This is a genomic window from Enterococcus hulanensis, assembly GCF_005405485.1.
Classification (GTDB): domain Bacteria; phylum Bacillota; class Bacilli; order Lactobacillales; family Enterococcaceae; genus Enterococcus_A; species Enterococcus_A hulanensis.
This window is the reverse complement of record NZ_BJED01000035.1, coordinates 1-20,543: the sequence shown is the minus strand read 5'-3', so window position 1 is coordinate 20,543 and position 20,543 is coordinate 1. Positions and strand designations below refer to the sequence as shown.

The 20,543-nt window shown below is 36.2% G+C and carries 12 protein-coding genes; 1 reads left to right on the top strand and 11 read right to left on the bottom strand.

Going from position 1 to position 20,543, the window contains the following annotated elements:
- Position 1 precedes the first annotated feature (1 nt).
- From FFR60_RS22215 to FFR60_RS22170, 10 genes are all read right to left on the bottom strand, one after another.
- Positions 2-1,765, bottom strand: a complete 1,764-nt coding sequence (locus tag FFR60_RS22215) for a sortase family protein (protein WP_137665875.1) — start codon at positions 1,763-1,765, stop codon at positions 2-4.
- Positions 1,766-1,839: 74 nt separating this feature from the next.
- A complete protein-coding gene (locus FFR60_RS22210; RefSeq protein WP_137665874.1) occupies positions 1,840-2,538 on the bottom strand; it encodes a pilin N-terminal domain-containing protein in 699 nt (232 codons plus the stop codon).
- A 1-nt stretch (position 2,539) separates the two neighbouring features.
- The gene (locus FFR60_RS22205; RefSeq protein ID WP_171005012.1) at positions 2,540-7,009 is read right to left on the bottom strand and encodes a SpaA isopeptide-forming pilin-related protein; all 4,470 of its coding nucleotides are present in this window, start codon (positions 7,007-7,009) and stop codon (positions 2,540-2,542) included.
- 105 nt (positions 7,010-7,114) lie between these two features.
- The gene (locus FFR60_RS22200; protein WP_137665872.1) at positions 7,115-8,908 is read right to left on the bottom strand and encodes a SpaH/EbpB family LPXTG-anchored major pilin; all 1,794 of its coding nucleotides are present in this window, start codon (positions 8,906-8,908) and stop codon (positions 7,115-7,117) included.
- 377 nt (positions 8,909-9,285) lie between these two features.
- Entirely contained in the window at positions 9,286-10,386 is a 1,101-nt protein-coding gene (locus FFR60_RS22195; protein ID WP_137665871.1) for a tyrosine-type recombinase/integrase, read from the bottom strand.
- 1,667 nt (positions 10,387-12,053) lie between these two features.
- A complete protein-coding gene (locus FFR60_RS22190; RefSeq protein ID WP_137665870.1) occupies positions 12,054-13,598 on the bottom strand; it encodes an AcpB/EbpR/MafR family transcriptional regulator in 1,545 nt (514 codons plus the stop codon).
- A gap of 348 nt (positions 13,599-13,946) precedes the next feature.
- Positions 13,947-14,258, bottom strand: coding sequence for an LPXTG cell wall anchor domain-containing protein (locus FFR60_RS22185; protein ID WP_137665869.1), 312 nt, complete (start codon positions 14,256-14,258; stop codon positions 13,947-13,949).
- 31 nt (positions 14,259-14,289) lie between these two features.
- Positions 14,290-14,763, bottom strand: coding sequence for a hypothetical protein (locus FFR60_RS22180; RefSeq protein WP_137665868.1), 474 nt, complete (start codon positions 14,761-14,763; stop codon positions 14,290-14,292).
- 24 nt (positions 14,764-14,787) lie between these two features.
- Positions 14,788-15,261: a tRNA (uracil-5-)-methyltransferase gene (locus tag FFR60_RS22175; RefSeq protein WP_137665867.1), complete on the bottom strand. Its 474-nt coding sequence runs from the start codon at positions 15,259-15,261 to the stop codon at positions 14,788-14,790.
- 10 nt (positions 15,262-15,271) lie between these two features.
- Positions 15,272-17,659: a BspA family leucine-rich repeat surface protein gene (locus FFR60_RS22170; RefSeq protein ID WP_137665866.1), complete on the bottom strand. Its 2,388-nt coding sequence runs from the start codon at positions 17,657-17,659 to the stop codon at positions 15,272-15,274.
- Positions 17,660-18,306: 647 nt separating this feature from the next.
- On the opposite strand from FFR60_RS22170, the gene FFR60_RS22165 reads away from it, so the two are divergent.
- On the top strand, positions 18,307-19,824 hold the full coding sequence (locus FFR60_RS22165; protein ID WP_171005011.1) for an AcpB/EbpR/MafR family transcriptional regulator: 1,518 nt from the start codon (positions 18,307-18,309) through the stop codon (positions 19,822-19,824).
- Between the two features lie 101 nt (positions 19,825-19,925).
- Here FFR60_RS22165 and FFR60_RS22160 read toward each other — a convergent pair.
- Positions 19,926-20,543, bottom strand: a 618-nt coding sequence (locus FFR60_RS22160) for a helix-turn-helix domain-containing protein (protein ID WP_137665864.1), incomplete at its 5' end; no start/stop codon positions are given.

The following is a 20,543-nucleotide window of genomic DNA, read 5'->3' as shown; positions in this document are numbered from 1 at the left end:
GTTAATGAATCAAACTGAAAAATAATATTGGCAATAAAAAGAAGAGAAACATCGGAACCATTGTTTGAAGCGGTTCTGAGACAAACTTCGCCGCGATCAACATCGCAAACTGTTGAAAGGGGCTCACTCTTCGTTTGGTCAAAAGCTTTTTCGGTGCTTCTTGAGCCTGGGCCTTCACACCGACTTCTTTTAATAATAGCGTACTGGCTGTCTCGATCGGTTGGACACTCGACAGCTTTCCTTGAACGACGCGTCGGTAGATCGTGCCGATATTGCCCTCACATCGAAGCAGCGTTAAGGTTTGTTTGCCGTCTTTCGTTACACTGTCGACATAGGAAACTTCCGTTTCCTCGATCACTTTATTCAAGGAGACATCATAGGTATAGATGTCCTTGAAATCTGTGATGTACATCTTGTCCCCCACCGTCAATTTCTTGATTCGGTGAAGCAAGACATCCTGTTCAAAAATATTGTGAGCCAAAAGAACGTAATTGCCCTTGCCTAATTGTTGATCTACCCGATAGGTCGCCGCTCCGGTCAAGAGGTTCTCGTTGGCGATCCCAGCCAATACAGGCAAATCAATATCGACCTTTGGGATCTGTAGTTTTCCAATCCCCCAATTATTGGTCGTTTCATAGCTGTTGCTTCGTGCTTGTGCGTAATTTGCGACATTCACACTAGCAATTTGCTTCTCCGCATAGTTTGCTCGATTTATTTTATCTAAGTTGAATGTATTCAATTGTTCTTCTTGTCCTACATCCACTGTACCAAGCGATGTATCTTCTTGCATTTGTACATATCCATATGCAGCTACACTCAATATGGATAGCATTGCAAGAAAGATCAAAACAAAGTAGATTTTCGTAATAGTAAATAAACAGCGAAGTCTTTTCCGAGCCTTCTTCACAACTACTGGATTATCTGACTGAAATCGTTTGAGATGGTAATGGTAAATCGTAACTAAAATCAAGAATAATAAGAAATTGATCGCTAAAGTAACAACAACTACATTTTGATAACTCCAGATATTTCGTTTTTTTACTTTTTGTTTTTGAGCATCCTTATATGGAATTCGGTGACCATTGACAAGTAACCGGTATGTATTAATCCCAGGTGGTGTACACGTCAACAATGTCACCATATCTTCACCTTTAACAATTTTTACTTTATCAGACTCGCTAGGCAATATTTCTTCAAAAGAATCAATCTGATAGGCTAACCGTTTTCCCAAAATATTGATGTAAAAAAGATCGCCCTCTTTTAAGTTCTTTACATCTGTAAATAATATTTGATTCTTTACCCCACTATGTCCAGTAATGACTGACCGGGTATTTTTCCCGCCAACAGGGATAGATGATCCTTCTAAGTGACCTAGACCTTTGTCCAAGGTTTTATAAGACGTTCCATGGTAAAAAGGCATCTTTTCAATATCAATCGCAGGAATATCAACTGTTCCCATCACTCCCGAATCATTTTTGATGATGCTTTTGTATGCCATTGGCTCTGATCGACTACCTTGTTGCTTATCAAAAACGTATTGATTGTACAATCTCGCCAGCTGATATTGCTCTTCTTTCTCCTTTTTCGACATTTTTTTCATTGTATTGTCATAGTCTGTACTAGCAGAACTTCGTTCCTGATTTGCTAGATAATTTCCAACAATTGGATAGAGTAACACTAATATTCCTGTAACAATCATAAATGTGGCAAACCTCATCACCAAGCGGCTACGTTTGGTCTGATTACGACTGACATTTTTCTTCATGACGTGACATCCTTTACATAATTGAGAAAAAAGAGTAACTCAAAAGTTCCACGAGTCACTCCTTTTAATCACCATTAAAAATCAAACTTCTTATTTTTCATTATTCTAAATCCTACTAAAGTCATAATTAAAATGAAGCTTAACACGAGTATTAGCGAGTGATAAGAACCAATGTTTCCACTAGTTTGTGGGATTCGGTCTTTGTTAGCCGCAGTTAATTCTTTAGTCGCATCTGATATTCCTGATTCAGAGTTATTTGTATCAATAATGGGTTTTACTCCTGATTTTGGATAAAGATAAACTTCAGGTAGAGCTTTTCCAGAAGCCTGTGGAAGAGGTAATTCCAAAACAACCGGTTCCATGACTTCACGCAATTGTGAATGTTCTTCCTCTACCACACGATACATTCCTTGAGCTAAGCCCGAAAAATGGGCAATTCCAGTCACATCGGTTGTAATAGTGGTACAAAAAGCCTCATCGCCAACCGTTGCTTCAAACCTATTCGATCCCTGAACTGGTGATACTCGAGTAATTTCATAAGAGATCCCTGCTAAAGGTTCTAATTGATTTCCTTGTTTATCCTTGATCTCACCGGCTTTTACTCCATTCAAGGGGAGTTGCCCAGTAAGAATTTCAGGCTCTTCTAACTTATATTTGACAACAAAAATCGAGTATGTTTCATCCACTTCTGACGCCAAGCTTTTCTGTCCCCATCCCATCAGTCCTTCTAGCATCAGAAGAAGGCTAAAACATACTATTAAAAATCGTTTCATTTTATCCTTCTCCCTTCTCATTAGGATGCTGATAGTACCAATAAAAACCTCCAAGTCCAATAATTCCTAAAACACTCACAATCATTACTACAATGAACATTGGACCTGCACCTCCGGTAAATGGCAAATCAGTTTTTCCATCATTAGAAACATGGACCTTAACAATTGAATTGTAGGTTGAAATCGTCACCTTAACTGGATCTTTTAGCAGTTCAAAACCATTCGGTGCTTTCGTCTCCACAATTGTATAGTCACCAGGTATCAGCCCTGGATATTCTAGCCAGCCACTACTATCTGTTTTTGCAGAACCGATTTTGTCAGTTGCATTAGTACTGTTTCCTTTATAAAGATCAAATTCAGCGCCTTTTAACGGACGACCCGAGGATTCTATTTCTGCTTCACTCAATTTACCATCTTCATTACTGTCAATGACACTGCCTTCCTCATACTTAAAGAGTCGTAACTTAGACATACGAGTCAATCCTGCGTTAACATCCATGATATGATACACCTTGTCTGAACCAGACAATTGAGCAGGTAAATCTTCCAATTTCGGTTGTTGATAACTCGGGGTTTTATAATCATTTGGATCTGCTTTCGAATTTTTAGTGTCGTCACTTCCGACTGATTGTTTTGTGATAATAGCAATCTTTTGGACTACTAAATCATCCACTATAAATTCTGCAATATACTTTCCTTCAGGGAGATTTTCAAACTTATATTTTCCATTTACATCTGTTCTAATTAATGAGTTACCTGAATCATCGATAAATTTTTCTCCCGTCAAACTATTCTTGACTAGCTCATTTTTATAGGAAGAATCTTCCAGACTGGTTCGATACAATTTGACTGGAATATTCTCGACAGGGTCTTCAGGCAATCCATTCGATTTATTTCCGATCAATCCATCATAATCATCGTCATACCAAACATATCCGGCAAGATCTCGAGCATAAATCTTGGTCTCTACTACCTGTGACGTGACAGCATTATCAATCACTGAGTTCAAACGTGCATTATTTCGATACATATCCCCGGCTTTTTGTTTTCCATTAGGTCGTATCGTTATTTTTAATACAAGCTTTCCGCCAGTAGGCATATCTGTGGCCTCGACCAATACCCCTTTTGCATCTGAAGGAACAGGATCACTAGTCGTTGCTTCTGTCCAACCTGAAATCGTATTTGGATCACTTTTCTCATCGTAGGTTGAACTACTTGGTGCGTCGGTTGTATAGAACATTTTTGATTTAGCTGGCGCAGGAAGTGGCTTTCCTGTTGGATCCACTATTGTTGCAGTCACGGATTGTACACGATAGTCACCATGATAATTTGTTTTTCGACTGTCGCCGTTGTAAGGAAGAACATCCAACAATTTTAGTGACGTCATGTCTTGCGTTGAATTATTTTCTCCTGTGACCGTATAAGTGATATCTGTGCTGCTTTCAGCCTCTGAATCCGCAGGATCGACTGTCCCCACCTCAATAGCTTTTTTATCGATTTTCTTCGTAAGTACAAGTTGTTGATCCAATTTCACTCGAAAGGTGTCGGAAGACGACCGACTGGCTTCAACTGACTCATCCTTATTCGATTTATCTCCAGTGACCCACATTTCACCTACTGTGCTTACAGTGAGATTTGACGTTAATCCGGTATCATCAAAAGACAATTGGGAAATATTCGAAGTTACTTTAAAATTCACTTCTGTGCCATTTTTTATGTCTGTCTTTGGAAAGTCCCAACGTAAAGTTGTCGTTCCATCTGAGTTTTCTGTAATAGTAGGATTCGGTAGTGCCTCCCCTTGAGCATCTGTCGCTGAATCTGGTTTATACGAAATTCCTTTGGGCAACGTCGTGTTCAATGTCGTGTCATAGTCTTGTGACTCAGATCCTGACAACATTCCTCTGACTTTTATATCTATTTCTTTATCTGACTCATATAGTCCTTCTGCAACTTTTGTTTTCGTTGTAATGCCAAATGGTTCTACATATCCAGACTCTCCTACCCAATTCGTGTATGTGGCTGGTGTACTCTGAACCGTGCCATCTGAATTATAAATAGTTGGATAGTAATTTCCTTTGCGAGATCCACCCGAAGTATTATTCACAGCTGGTTCATAAACTGGCTGATCATTAGCATCAAAAAATACTGTTCCTCCTAAAACAACTAATGGATTACCAGCTGGCGTTTTGTTTCCTACATTTGTCGAAATATTTTTGACAAACACACCCGCTCCGGTTCTCATCATATTTGATGAGCCCGCATGCCAATCTAATGATTTCCATTGAGTATACACTGCCGATACATCACCTGCAGCAACTGCTTCATCCATCGAAGAGTACCACACATATTTGGAATGGTTATTTGACATAGTCGAAACTTCCATATTATTAGTTATAGAATTGTAGTTATAAGGTGCAGTGTTATTAATATTTTTTGCAACACCAAAAAATTGGTTTATTTCATTTGCATTTGTTCCAGCGTACAGCAAAGTTATATCAACATCTAAACGTTTGTATCGCTCTACATCTAATTTGAAAGCTGTAGGATCCCACATAATCATGTTATCGAATCTGCGTATTCTGTCATTACTAGTTCTACTATTATAAAAAAAGCTCAATTCTGATCCCATTGGAATTCTTGCGTTCCCACCATTTTGTATGAGGTTTAGTCCTCCCGGATTAAGGTTTAAATCAGTACTACCAGCACTAACAGAAGCAACTTTTTTTCCGACTTTATTTAAGTGAGTTATTTTTGATTCCGAAACTGCATTCATCACCACTCCTCCCCCATAACTTCCACTTGAAGTCACAACGGTTGGATAATCTACACTAGAACCACCGTCACTTTCAATACCATCATAATTGACACTCTCCACAAACAAAGTCATATCATATCTGTTCCACCTGTTAGATTCTGCTAATTTTTGGGTCGTGTCTCCATGCCAACGTACGATCATTTCAGTACTTGAATAAGGTTTTACTGTAGACGAACTGTATGCACTGCCATTCATGTTATACGTGTAAGGGTTATAGACACCTACGTAACCAGAATTTGTGATTTCTGCCGTATTTGTCATCGTTGTCTTATTCTCATTTACTGCTGAAAATGTTCCAGAATCATACACCCCAATTTTTGACCGATCTCCTGAGGGTTGGTTCATGAATAGACGTTGTGTATTTGCATACGGGACCGAAAGTGGAGATGTTAACAGTCCTGCATCGATACTTGGCACGGTGTAGCCTCCAGTTCCCATTACCCACGTATTGCTTGGTCTGCCAGAATCGCCGAGGGCTGGTGAAACGGCTTGTACTGTCATTTCAGAGGCTTGACTATTTGAAAGGTTCTGAGTAGTCGTTTCCCCCGTTACCTGATACGTCCCTTTTAGACCTAACTTAAACGTCACATGCCCCGTTGGGAAAGTCGCTCCTCTAAAATCGCTCGCTGGCCGTGCAGGATTGGTCCCTGATGCTGGGAGAGCTTTTAGACCAATTGCAGCACCTATGTTCCAAGCACGTAATTGATCTTCTCCTGCTTTGTCTCCTCCTAAAACCGTTGAGGCTTGGGCTCCTTTGAATTCTTGCCCTTGGACAAGATTAACGCTAACTGATGGTTTAGCAGTGACGGCAGTGGCTGCTGGTGACAAACTTGAAAAATCAGAATTGTCATAAATTTCATCCATTGTGACAGTCTCTGTTGTTCCATCCTCGTTTTCTTTATCTGCACTGACAATCTTCACTTGAAATGTCGGCTTTAACTTTTGAGCATTGGGAGCACCTAAAACATTCACAACAATTGGGATAAACACTTGGCCCGTATTAGAAATGGTTGATTCAACCGTTCCTTCAGAATACCCTGCTTCAGTCACTTCTTCTTGTACGAGAGTTCCATCCGCTTTATAGGTCTGGCCATTCGCAATTAGTCCATTTAGTTGTGGGGTTGTTCCATCTGGCATCATCGTGACTGCATCATGCAATGTTGCAGTTACCTGATATTTTATGTTCGTATAGGTTGTATCTACACTCATGTTTTGAACAGAGAAATCAAGTAAATAAGTAATTTGATCCCATGAGCGAACCACACCATTGGTGGCTGAACTATCTCGTCCAGCATTCGCATCAGATGTTGGCCCATCAGGATTTCCTGTTGTCGGATCCCAGCTTGCTGTTCCATCCATTACCTTGATTCCTGCTTTTGGAACCTGGATATCTGCACTTTTCCCCGACTTTTCAGGTGTTTTAGAGGCTCCCGATGGATTTTCTGATAATGCAATCACTGGAGTGACTAAACTTTCATTTGGTTTATAGTTTATTTCAGTCAGTTCATCAATCTTTTTTTCTGTTTCCTCCGTTGGCACCATCATGACTGTTTTTCCCGCTACCTCTTTGGTTTCAACATCTATAGTTGAATCTTTTTCACTTGTTTGCTCCTGCTTAGCTGTATCCGTTGCTTGTAAAGGGTTACTAGATATCATAAATAGGACACCTAGTAGGAATATCGCTGGAAGCAGGAGGATCAACACTATTTTAAATTTCTTTTTCAACATATCCTCAACCTCTTTACATATACAAAATTATTTTTAAGCTTGACGTCGTTTCTTTTCAATTGCTATTGTGGTTATTCCTAAAACAATCGCTCCTAATGCAATGAGGACCATTAACGTCATCCCAGCTCCACCAGTAAATGGCAAATCTGTTTTCTTTTTATTTTCAACCGTTAATTCAATCGACTCATCATCAGCAGTTTCCAAAGTTACTGTTACTTTTTGCGGTTCCTTAATTAGTTCATACCCCGAGGGTGCTTTCGTTTCTACTACCCAGTAATCTTTTTTAATATCTTCTTTTGCCCATGTGGCTTCTGAATCAATGCTTGGATCTTGTTTCCCATTACCATTTGAGTCAGTAAACCAATCCAGAGCTAGTCCATTAAACTCTGCTTTACCTGAATCATCTGAAGCCGCTGTTAGATAGTTAACACCGTCTGGCAATGCTGGTGTACTTGTACCATCGTCATTTAATGTATAAGATTTACCATCTGATGCTAAATACTTCTTCGCATCGGCATTCTCTTTACTAGTTGCAATATGAAATTCTGCACCAGCCAATGCAGTAGAACCCTCATCCGTTTTTTTGATATCAAATCCACCATCGTAATATTCTGGATTTCCTTCACTTGTATCTGTCCAAGGATCTTGTCCCGGAAGCAAGTATTCAAGACCGTATTTATTGGAAATCGTGCCGTTGAAATCTTTGTCGGTCGTCACTTTATACACGACTTGCAAGTGTGTATCTTCATCAACAGTCACTTTTTTCATTCCAGCTTGTGTTAAGCTAACCACGACTTCTTTTTTAGCACCCAACGTTAAATCTTCTACTTTATTTGGTGCGGTAATCTTCGTGCCGCCTAATGTCACTTCATATTCTGTCCCGTTTGTTAATTTGACAGGATCGCCATTTTTATCTAAGACGTAAACTTCCACATCTTGTAATTTCAGTCTTTCGTCAATGCTATCGCTTACTCGGAAGTAATTGGCGAACAAATCATATGGCAGGTCCCCTGCACCAATCACCAAATCTTTGATGGTACCATCTGCTGGATCAAGCCAGTTAGTGATCGTCATTTCTTTGTCGATCTCACTGTACAGACCTGCTGGAAGTTTTGTAGTGGCTTCCCATTGGAAATCATTTCCCGCTTTGATCGAGTACCCTTTTCCACCTTCGATCGTTTTGTCCAATTCAGTATCTGTCACGATATTTTTAGGATACACATGCACGTCGTAAATCAATTTGCCTGTGTCATCTCGTTTTGTTTGTGGCAAGTGAACAAAGAATGGATCCATTGGTTTATTGATTTTCTTTGTATCTCCATTCTCATCTGTGTACGTATAGTCACCTGTTACCGAATCTTTTATTTCTCGAATTAAGTAAATCCCATCTGCTGCTTTACCAGTTCCAACCTCAAAGGTCAGTTTCCCATTACCGTCTGTTTTACCTGTCATTGCTGTAAAAGTTGAATCTACTTGCCAATCCGTTCCTTCTTCTTGTTTCAACGGGTCTGTTAAAGAAGCATTTCCGATTGGTTTCACTTTAATAATCTCAAAGTTCACATCTTTCATTAACTTCTTGCCGGCTAAATCAGGAGCTTGACTCGGGTCTGGATTAATTCCGTCTCCTCGATCACCCAATTCAGAGGCGCTATTAATTTCATATTTCCAGATGGTTACTGAACGGATAGATGTATTATCAGAAACTGTGTTACTACTTATATTTTGTTCAGCCGCGAGAGCCACTGTGATCGGCCCTGTACCTGCTGTCCCTAATATTGTTATCACACCTAAACCCAGTGCTGCTTTGCTAATCCATTTCTTGTTCATAGTATGCTCCTTTTATTTTTTGTTTTTTTTTCTTTTTTTAGTTAGAATGAATAGATAGAGGTTCCCCACTCTACCAGCACTACTTTTATGCCCAATACCTTTTTTGGTTCTTTGTAAGTATCGAACTTGAGTAAAACTTCGGATTTTTTTCTTTTAATAAGCATTCCTCCTTTCAAAGCTCCTTCTTTACGAAGTGACCTTATTCAAGTGCGTTACCTGTCATCATTAACAGTCCTTTTTCTTCTTGGATTAATACATTCTAGGAAAATCTAAATTAGTATGATTAAATCAGAAGAACAAAAGATATCTGACGGCGAATTGACGGTGCAAAAACTATATGGTTATTTAAAAAGAATCGTTAATTTTACTTATAGCCTTTAAATTGCCTGTTCCATTACTTTTAGAGAACTGTACTTTTCATCTAATACAGTTCCTGCATAGACATCCAAAGTCATTTGTGTCGAACGATGACCAAGCAGTTCGCTTATCGAGCTGATGGTTACTTTTGATTCCAATAATCTTGTAGCGAAGGTATGTCTCAATTGATGGAAATGAATATGATTCAATCCTGCTTTAGCCCGAATTTTATGAAAATAATAGGTAACCAAACGAGGCTCCATTGGCTTGCCTTTTACCTGAAAAACAAAAGAAGAGCGATTCGACTTCTTTAAATTTCTTAACAGTACAAGCATTTGATCCGTTAATGGGATTACTCGATTAGAAGAATGAGTTTTGGCAGATCCCAATGCTAACGTGGTGTTTACTTCTGAGTTGTTCAAACGCTGATAGGTTTCTTTTACATGAAGTATCTTCTTATCAAAGTCGATATTCTCCCATTTCAATGCAGAAATTTCACCGATTCGAAGCCCCATGTGTAGCGCAAGAATAATAGTCTCTCCATTTTTTTCTCTCTTAGCTACTGCTTCCAAGCGTCTTTGTTCAAGTAAAGATAATGGAGTAATCTTTTTAACTTCTTGTTTTGGAAGTGACACATCTAAACAAGGATTGTGGCTGATCATCTCCTTTTCAATTGCATATTTGAACAGACGACGAACTAATTGAAAAAGCAGATGAATTGTTCGACTAGATAGTTTTAGATTTTCCCAATATTCAACTAAACCTTTGATATGCGTGGACTTAACTTCCTCCAATAATTGGTTTCCTAGATGAGGAAAAACATATTTTGCTAATTTATATTGATACGTATTGTAAGTAGATACTTTAATCGATGGCTTCCATTTTTCTAGACAGAATTGACTCCAAGTAGCAACATTTCCTGAATAATAATGATTAGCCGACGATTTTTGGATATTTCCATATTCGTATTTTTTTAATAGTAGTTTCTCTTTTGTATCTTTATACGTGTAGCCATAGACATAACCGTATTGTATTTTCCCGTTTTCTCTTCTTGATTTAATATAGCGACCTTCCCAACGTTGATCTTTTCGTTTATAAATATTTTCTCCACGACGACTCATTTTGAACACCTCGATTTCTAAAATATTGACGGCTTATTTGACGGCTTAATAAGAAAGCCTCATTTACTAAGGAATTAGAAAAAAATAGTTGCTTTTCTTTTTATAGCCCATTAAACAATCATGACTAATAGATCATTTTTTTCTTTTTAGAATAATTTTATATTTGATATTGAAAAAAAACGTTTTATATTTTATACTAAATTAGTATTTTTGAATTTCTTCAGTTGTTTTTTCTTAAATTGTATTAATCTAAGAAAAAAATCGAGTTATTATTCGCGGAGAAAATAAATATGACTAGTTAATTCAGAAAATAAATAAACTTTTTACTAGAATTCTTTTCTCCTGTTGAAAAGAATTCTAGCAAAAAAAAAAGCGCTCCAAATTCATTTGGAAGCGCTTTTTTAGCATTTTGATTATTTTCTTTTATGGTTCATTTTCAAAGTTTTTAGTGGAACTAACTCAACAATCTGGACACATTTTAGTAAAGTCATTAAGGCATTTTAACTTTCTCAATATCTTAAAGCTAATGTGGAGTTAATAGTAAATCGAATAACAAAGTCGATTCACTATTATAAAAAATTCAATATAGCTAAACAGGACTTGCTGTTCTTTTTTTTTGAAGCTTGGAAAGGTTCAATTCCTTCACGCGTTCTTTTGCGACTGCAACGATGCATTATTTGTTTTACTCCAAGCCATTATTTCTTATTTGCATAACCGACAGAGGCTTATTTTTGTGGAATAAAAAGAGACTCCTAAGGACTTTTAACGACCAACACGATAAAAACGTATAATCTTTGCACTATTTTCAACAAATCGAACAAGTGAACAATCACTTTTGAGAGAGTAGGTCTGACGGTTTTTTTAAGATTCAAATTCCTTATTTCAAATGACAATTTTCTTTTCTCTAATCATCCGCTTCTTTTCCAGTCAGTCTTATGGGGTAACTTAGTACATATGAGGTTTTCCATTTATAAATCTTTACTTCAATTCTTTCGTTACGCCTCTAACAGAACATCAACGGTTTGATTCAGTTCAACAATCATTTGATTAAAATTTTCTTCTTTGCAAAGGTCTTTTCTTTCTGGTTCTTTCAATGTATAGCAAGATTAGTTTTCTCGTTACATGAACATCCGCGAAGAAGAACCGTTCGTGATTGTCTCTTCTGCTGCCGTTTACATGAGTACTAATATATTGGGAAGAGGGCGAGCAATCATACTGCAAATTTGAAAATCAGTATAAATTTTTCAATGATTGCTACTTCCGTACTCGTGACTAACTCTTAGTGCACTCTAGATTACTCTTTCTTACAAGAGGATCAGTTCTGAGCTACCTCAGAAAAAGTTTCAAAAAGAATCCCAATTATCCTCTTCTTGGAGAGTAGATTCATTCTTTAATGCGCGTTTTTTTCTTGTTGATAAAAAAAGAGAGAGAAAGAAAAATATCATCGTAAATGGAAGAAATGTTATCCCTATCAGAGGGAGTATCCAACCAAAACGAATATACTTTCTGGGAAAAGCCATAAAATCACAAATGGAAGTACAATTACTGCCACATTGATAGCTATTAAAACCACACTAACTTTATAAAGTATTTTAATCAATTTGCTCCCTCTTCTTCTGATATTTTTGAGAACTACTATTCTTTTCCTTCTCTAGTACTTGATTCATTTACGAACCTTTTGAATTAATGAAATTCTCAGTAGCAATTTCTGCTAACTTGGTATTTATTTTCTCATAGTCTGAGTCAATCCATCTAGTATTTACATATACAACCGGTTGCGAAATACTCAAGGATGAAATAACTTGAGGGGATAGAACAAAATCACTTATAAACAAATCAATGTCTGTGTCCGTTTCTATGTTATCGACAATACTAACATTATAATAATTTGAAAAATAACTCATGAAATCAAAAACAGCATTTTCATTTGAAATAATCGAGAAAATTGCTACCTTTATTGGTAATGTGTGCTTAGAAAAGTCTATTCGTTTTTCGAGAACAAGTAGGTAGTTTTGCTCTAACTCTTTTCTGAATGGGTCAAAAATAGATAGTTCTTCTCTATCCATCATTTGACTTACTAAATCTCTCATATGGTTAATTTTATGTTTCTTCCTTACGTTTCTTTGGATTTCCGTAAAACCCATGATCGTGGAAGATAAATCCATACTCACTCCTTTAAAAAGAAAGTATCGATATGTGACACTTAGCATTGAGTATAACAATTTCTCTTTTTCACCACTCGAAAAGGGAATCGATAAGTGTTGCTCTACCAAATCAATCATGAATATAACAGTTTCTACAATCTTTGTTTCTTTCAATTGATCTTCGCAGTAAAAAAAAGCGGGGACTTTATCTATTGGAGAATAATTCCCCATAGCGAGAACAGTGCTTAAAAGAAGTCTTGATGTAAAAGTTAGAACACGGTTACTTAAGTTAGGAAGATATTTGTTCAGATTACTTGTAAAAGTATCGAACGCCTCAATCGATTCTTTGGGGTATGGTGTATATAGAGCAATATCAAATGAACGCGTCTCTGGAATTAAATAATTTTTTCTTACTCTTAAAAGGTGGATTGCAAAGTAGTAGTGTACCAACATACTTTTATCAATACTACCAGCAACATAAATCTCCTTAGGACAATCTTTTAATATCTTTGTAATCTCAAGATATTGAATATATGAGAATGGCCATAGCTCTCCACCGTAAGCAGTTAAAAATAAAATTGTATAGAAAAGTCTAATTCCTAGCTCGTCTCCTTCTAGCCTTACTCCATCTTTAGCGGAAATCTTGAGGCTATACTTGCTAAGAAGTTGATTGAGATCCTTAATATCCCTTCTAACTGAACTATATGAAATAAACAAACGCCGTGATAGAGATTCTAAATTGGTATAGGATGATGTCAGTAACAATTCAAGGAGCTTGAATTTTGAAGATTTCCTAATATAAGCATGTATTACAAGTTGAATACTCATGTTTTCACTAATGCCAATAGAATACGACTGATTATACGAATGACGAGTAATTGAAAAACTCTCGTAGCCAAATCCTAGCAAATCATTATTTATCCCTTCGACCATAGAAATTAATGTAGGGTATGTCAAATTTAGATCATTTAATAAATCTGACTGTGCGCAAGAATGCTTGTTGCTATGAAAGATTTTTTCGATTATATCTATCTTTTTTTTGCTTTTTGAATCTAGCAGTTCTTTCATTTTCTACACGCTCCCTGTCACTAGAGGACTCATTTTTTCCATTTCTCTTTTGTTATTAAAGTATATCTCTGCTTAAAATATATGTAAATATCGAGCACATTTTTGTAGATAATATTACAAAACAAACTTTTTCAATACTTAGTTTCCTAGATATCTTCCGAGAAAATCGAACTCGATTCAAGAGTAATTTCTGCTAGTGGAAAAACTGATTCAGAAACAATTTCACTTAAAATCACAATGTCAAAATTAGTAACTATTGATTGACTAAACTCACTTCTCAATCAAAAAATACCGTTAAAAAGACGTTTTTCACGTCAGTTTAACGGGTCCTTATATGTTTTCGCAAAACTATCTTCGCAGAGATTTTCTCTGATAAAAAACGAATAATGCGATAAATATACAGACGACTGTACCTATAAAAGCTAAGTTGTTCCTCAGTTCACCAGTCTTTGGGAGTGCTGCATTCACTTTGGATTTACTGCCCTCCTTACTTGTTGGTACCTCTTTGTCAATTTCAAGTATAGTTTCGCTGTCATCCACATCTTTTGGAATCACTAGTTGTACATTTACCTCGCTGGCTTCAACTTTTACAAATGTCGATATATGCAGACTGCTTATCATACACACTAATATAAATAAAATAGTGAATCTAGTTTTCATCGCAACTTCCTCCTAAACGTTAACAAACAAATTATTTATAGCCTGCTCCAAATGTTAACGTAGTAGAATAGCTCCCTGCCAGCAGATCACCTTGTGGAATACCAAATTCAATTTTAGTTACTTCCGTTTCAGCCATAACATATCCTGTGAAGCTTCCAACCACTGGGTTTGCGATTGTTACTAAATTATTTTTGCTTTTAATACTACTTGTTAATACATCTGAATCTGAACCAGTACGCTGTAGTTTAATTTCACCATCTCCTGATAAACCATCTGTTATTGAAATTTCTACCTCTTGGTCAGGTTCCAAGTTCCGATTAACTGTTTTAATTGACATCTCTGTAGTACTGTCCTGAAGCAAACTTACTGTTTGAGGAATCACTAATGTGTATTCCCCTTCAACAGAATACTCAACTTTTGTTGTATCTGCTTGAGCAGTGCTTCCATTTATAACCATCATTCCTAGTGTTGCGAATGTCATCATACTTCCTACTAATTTTTCCATGAAAAAATTTCCTCCTATTTGTGCCTATACGACAACTAATTTTAAATTTATTTCAGTTCCATTTAAGGGTGACTGATCCGTCAAAGAAAAACATTCATACTTCAATATCGTATCTTCATATTCACCTTCGGATAATGTCTCTTTTAATTCAATTTCATACATCCCTTTTCCGGGTTCAATTAAGTTGGATGTCCAAAGTACAGAACCATTTGGATGAATCAAGCTCAATTTAAAATAGCAATCATTGGTTTCAGGATTATGAAAATTAACCTCTTGCTTTGTTTCTTTTGCTTTCAATGTCACTTTTTCAAATCCCGGAATCGCGATCGTAGCTTCTTGGTTTGCTGACTCCTTGTTCTTCTTCCCATTCCAATCAACGGCAGAAGAATCGATGTTCATCAAATCAACTTTCTTCTTAAAATGAGAATATCCCTTGGAAGCAATTATCAGTAAAACTATAATTGCTAAAGATGCTATCATAACTTTTTTCTTATCCATGTTCTACCTCCTACTCATATTTGATTGAAAAGACCATTTGACCCTTATACTCACCTGCTTGGATCCCGTCAGGTTTTGTCATTTGTATCTCAGCACTTTTAGATACAGAACCCGCTTTTGGATCAATCGTTAATACATTCCAAAAATCAGAAGACAGTTGCCCCCAACTCAGTTTCGTGTGAGTGGTAATATCCTCGTCTTGTTTATTTGTCAGTCGAAGTTGAGTAAAATTATTGATCTGACTTTCTGTTTCCTTGAGATTTATTTTCAGTGTACCCGAACCATTATTTACACCTGTAATAGTCATTTTATCTTCTGAGTTTAGATTTATTGTCGCCAGAATCGTAACAGTATAATTCTCTACCCATTTTGCAAAAATCGTTAATGTTTTCGTAGCAGGCTTAGAGAAATCAAACGCTTCTGTGTATGCTTCATCCAGATACCATCCATCAAACTGATAATTTTCTTTTGTTGGTACCTGTTCTTCCCACAAATCATTTATAGCTTTAATTTGTGTGGTTTTTTCAGCGTCATCGTTAAACTTTCCACCCTTTGCGTCCATTACCAATTCCACATACGCCACTTTTCGATAAGTATTGGTTTCATCGGAATCGTTGTGATAAGCAATCATATCGTCTGAACTGAAGAATAACTGTTTATTATTCTCCTCCTGCCAAGCATACTTCGACGATATGAGAGGGAAATTCGTTAGGCTCCCAAACTTAAACCTTTTACTTACTGAAATTTCCGTTAAACTACGACAGGAAGAAAACATGTAACTCATAGTCGTCACTTCACTTGTGTTAAATCCACTAACGTCTAATTTTGTTAAACCGCTACAGTTATAAAACATGTAGCCCATATTGGTCACTTTACTTGTGTCAAACTCACTCGCATCCAAATTTATTAAACCGCTACAGTCACGAAACATGTGACTCATATTTGTCACTTTACTTGTGTCAAATCCACTCACATCTAATTCTGTTAAACCGCTACAGTTATAAAACATATAATTCATATCGATTACTTTACTTGTGTCAAATCCACTCACGTCTAATTCTGTTAAATCACTACAGCTACGAAATATGTGGCCCATATACATCACGTTCCCTGTGTCAAATCTACTCACGTCTAATTCTGTTAAACCGTTACAGTTTTGAAACATGTAACTCATAGTCGTCACTTCACTTGTGTTAAATCCACTCACGTCTAATTTTGTTAAACCGTTACAGTTATAAAACATGTAGCTCATAGTCGTCACTTTACTTGTGCTAAATTCACTCACATCTAATTCTATTAAACCGTTACAGTTATAAAACATGTAACTCATAGTCGTCACTTCACCTGTGTTAAATCCACTCACATCTAATTCTGTCAAACCTCCACAGTTATAAAACATGTAGCTCATAGTCGTCACTTCACTTGTAGCAAATCCATTCACGTCTAATTCTGTTAAAACACTACAATCATTGAACATATTGCTCATAGTCGTCACTTTACTTGTGTCAAATCCACTCACATCTAATTCTGTCAAACCTCTACAGTTATAAAACATGTAGCCCATATTGGTCACTTTGCTTGTGTCAAATCTACTCACGTCTAATTCTGTTAAACCGCTACAGCCTGAAAACATGTTACCCATATTGGTCACTTTGCCTGTGTCAAATCCACTCACGTCTAATTTTGATAAACTTCTACAGTTATTGAACATATTGTTCATATTCGTTACTTCGCTTGTATTAAGTCCACTCACGTCTAACTCTGTTAAGCTACTACATTCACTAAACATGTAGCTTACATTTTCCAGCAAACTTGTTGAATGATGTACATCTCTAATTGAGACTTTTTTCAAATTTTTAAGATTGGAAAAAGTCTTAGTCATAGAAGTAACACTATTCAAAGTTGCTACTCCAAAATCAATTGATTCAACATTTTCATATGTCGTAAAAAAATCTCTGAAATCTCCTCTCAATTCACTTTGAGAAAATAGTATTGATTTTATACTCAATGAATGCTGTTTCCAAGCTTGAGATGCTTCTTTTGTTACAACTCCTTCTAAGTACAATTGTCCGTCAGAATAAAGAATCCACTCTCCAAATTCAAGTCGTCCAAAATCAACTATAGTTTTATCAATAACCCTTGATCTAGAATCATCCTTAATATCTTCTGTATTTCCTTCAAATACTGCTTCAGGTATTTCGAGAATTTCATCCAGACTTCCTTTCTCAATTTCCTCATCAACCGGTATTTCATCTTCATCAGAAATTGAGGAATCATCTGTTTCTAGTTTCTTAATTATTTGCTCATCTGATAGTTGTTCCGCTAAAGAATCCATAGGTGTTAAAATACTAGTCATAAGAGACAAAGAAATTAATATCCCAAATTTACTTTTCTTCATTATCTACTCACTGCTTTCATTTATATTGGAATAAAAGTGATTGCCATCATATTTTTTCAAAGCTTTATATAGATTAACTAAAAAAAAGTCGGTGGCGTGTTCTGTTTTTTTAACTTTGTTAAAATATCTGACCACGTACCTCCTTGAACATAAAATAATCACTTTGTTCCTTAATAAAGACAGATAAGAGATTATACATATGTTGAAATACCCTTACTAAAATGAAAAGCTGGAAGGAAAGAATCACAGAAACAAGCTCATTAAGCGGATCCACTTTGAGTTCATGACGTTCCGGTATATTCGCATGAAACTCCCCATCGAGCAGAATTTCTGTGCCGTCACTTAATCTCAAAAAAAAAGGAAATGCCGAAGCTTCTGTTTAAGATGGTTTAATAAAAACAACACTATGTGACTTAGAGCTCAAAATAACCCAATCACCTGTTAAGTTGATTGGGCTTCATAGTATTAATAGATATTTATAAATCAGTCTGATTCAATTATCGTTCTACACTCTTCTGAAAAGCGTGTAATAGCTTTATTCTATTCGCCAGAATACATTATTGTACTTTCAAAGTACAATAATGTATTTTTGTATTATCAGAGAATTTTTAGGTGACTATATCCTTTTTGAAAAGTGGTGGAGTATCATGATTAATTTAAATAGTTTTTTTGGAAATGAATCATCAACTGAAATCGAGCTGCTCCAAGTACTATATAAAAATTCTGGATTTATGGACATCGAAGAGTTGAGCGCTCGTTTAAATATAGACAGACGATCGGTATATAAATACTTTGAATTATTGCAGAATAATTCTTACAACCTTAAAAGCACTACAAACGAAATTTTTATTTCAAAGCGTGGTCGAGGATACAAATTTGCTGGGACTAAAAAGGATTATAAACTCCTCTATAAAAAAATTGTTGAATCGAATCCCTTTTTCGAACTTTTGACCTCCCTCTTGTTGAACAATGAAGTCTCAATTACAAAATTTAGCATTGATCATTTTATGTCTGAATCAAAGTTTCTAAAGAGACTGTACGAGTTAAATCTTCTTTTTGAAGAATACGGGCTCTCTGTAAAAAGAAGAGCTGGACAAGCGCGACTAATGGGGGACGAGGCAAAAATTCGTTTCTTTGCAGTCGCTTTTTTTTGGAAAGTGTACCATGGCTCTTATTGGCCATTTCCTAGTATCTCTAAAAAAAAATGTGACCAGTTGGTATCTAAGATTTTCACAAAAAACAAGATTAACTATAATGAAATTGGACAAAATCTTACTAGCTATGCCTTTGCTATAACCATCTTACGTGTCAGAAGAGGGCTTCGGATAGATCCTAAAAAAATTGACTCTATCAAAAAGTCTCAATTTATCGATGATGAAGTATTCTCAATCATTCTTAATACAGAGGATGAATTGACTGCTACGTTGTTAAAAGAATTTCGTTCAAGCTATCATTTAGACGAAACAGAAATAACCTTTCTGCTCTTTTGGTTTTATTCCAACTCCAATTTTTATTTAGTTAATCCTAGACTGAAGGAATATTTAAATCACTTTACCAAGAAAAAAGGCTATCTCTTCTCCGTCAGTAAATTGCAGAGAAAATTACCAGAAATATCGAGATTTGAGACACTTAGTTTAACTACGAAACAGATGTATTTGAGTACATTGTTAGCAGGCTCCATGTCTGTAGAATTATTTGGGAAAACGAGCTTTACTGTTACTGGGTATGAGATAGAGGAATATATTCAGAAAAACGCTCCTAAATTATTGCTTCGTGCAACTGAGCTTTTGACGCAAGCATCCATCTATTCTGACGATCCTGACAAAAAATATGGATTAGCACTACAAATTGCCATAGCCAATACTTTGATTATCAATCCTACAGACTATATGAAAAAAATTAAAATCAAGATTGAAACCGACTTACCAACAGCCTTGGAATTCACCGTTGTTGAACGGATCAAGAATACCTTCAAAAGCTTTTACAATATTGAATTAAGTAATAATCTCTCTTACCAAGACGCGGACTTCTGTTTAAGTACCAATCCTCTTTCGGAAATGGATCGTTCACTTGAGACGCTTCTTATTAATGCGCAGGTTACAGAATCAGATATTGTCGCAATTAATCAAAAGATTTTGGACATCTTGAATGATAAAGATACTTGAGCCTATTAACAAAATATTGTCAAAAAAAAGAGTGTACAGAAAATTTTCTGTACACTCTTTTTAGTTCTATCATCACACATCAAACTGGAGCTCATTCTTCTCTAAAATGGCTCACTATAAACAGTATAGAATTCTTTATTGAGATGGTACCCTTTCCCCCAGACCGTTTCGATAATAGTTGATGAGAACCCTTTTCTCATCAACTTTTGGCGTAACGATTTTGTTAATACTGAAAGTTGTGCCAAATTGGATCGGGTCGGTTCATCATCCCAAATATACTTACAAAGTTCTTCTCGTGAGACAATTGACGCTTGAGCTTCGTACAATTTCGAAAAGCACTTATTTTGATTTTTAGTAAGATCCATGACTATTTCCTCAATGGTTTCTGTATGCTGCTTTTCTTTCACCTCTTCAATCACCGGTACCGTACACTCACTAATCAGTTCGCGCAAAACATCGGTCCCGATTTCTCTAGAAATCCATTGATCGATTCCTAACTCTTCCAGAACCCCTTTTTCTTTATTTATAGGTTCACACAAATATTTTCTAAAAATCACTGCGTTCTTTTTCTTTAATTTTGGAACAAGTAGTTTCAATTCCCGATTCGATAGGGATTCACTGAGGATAATCACGTGATAAAAAGAACTATCCCACGGATCGTCACTATACAAAAGCATATCCAACATTGTCTTTGAAACAAATACCTCATAATTAAAATT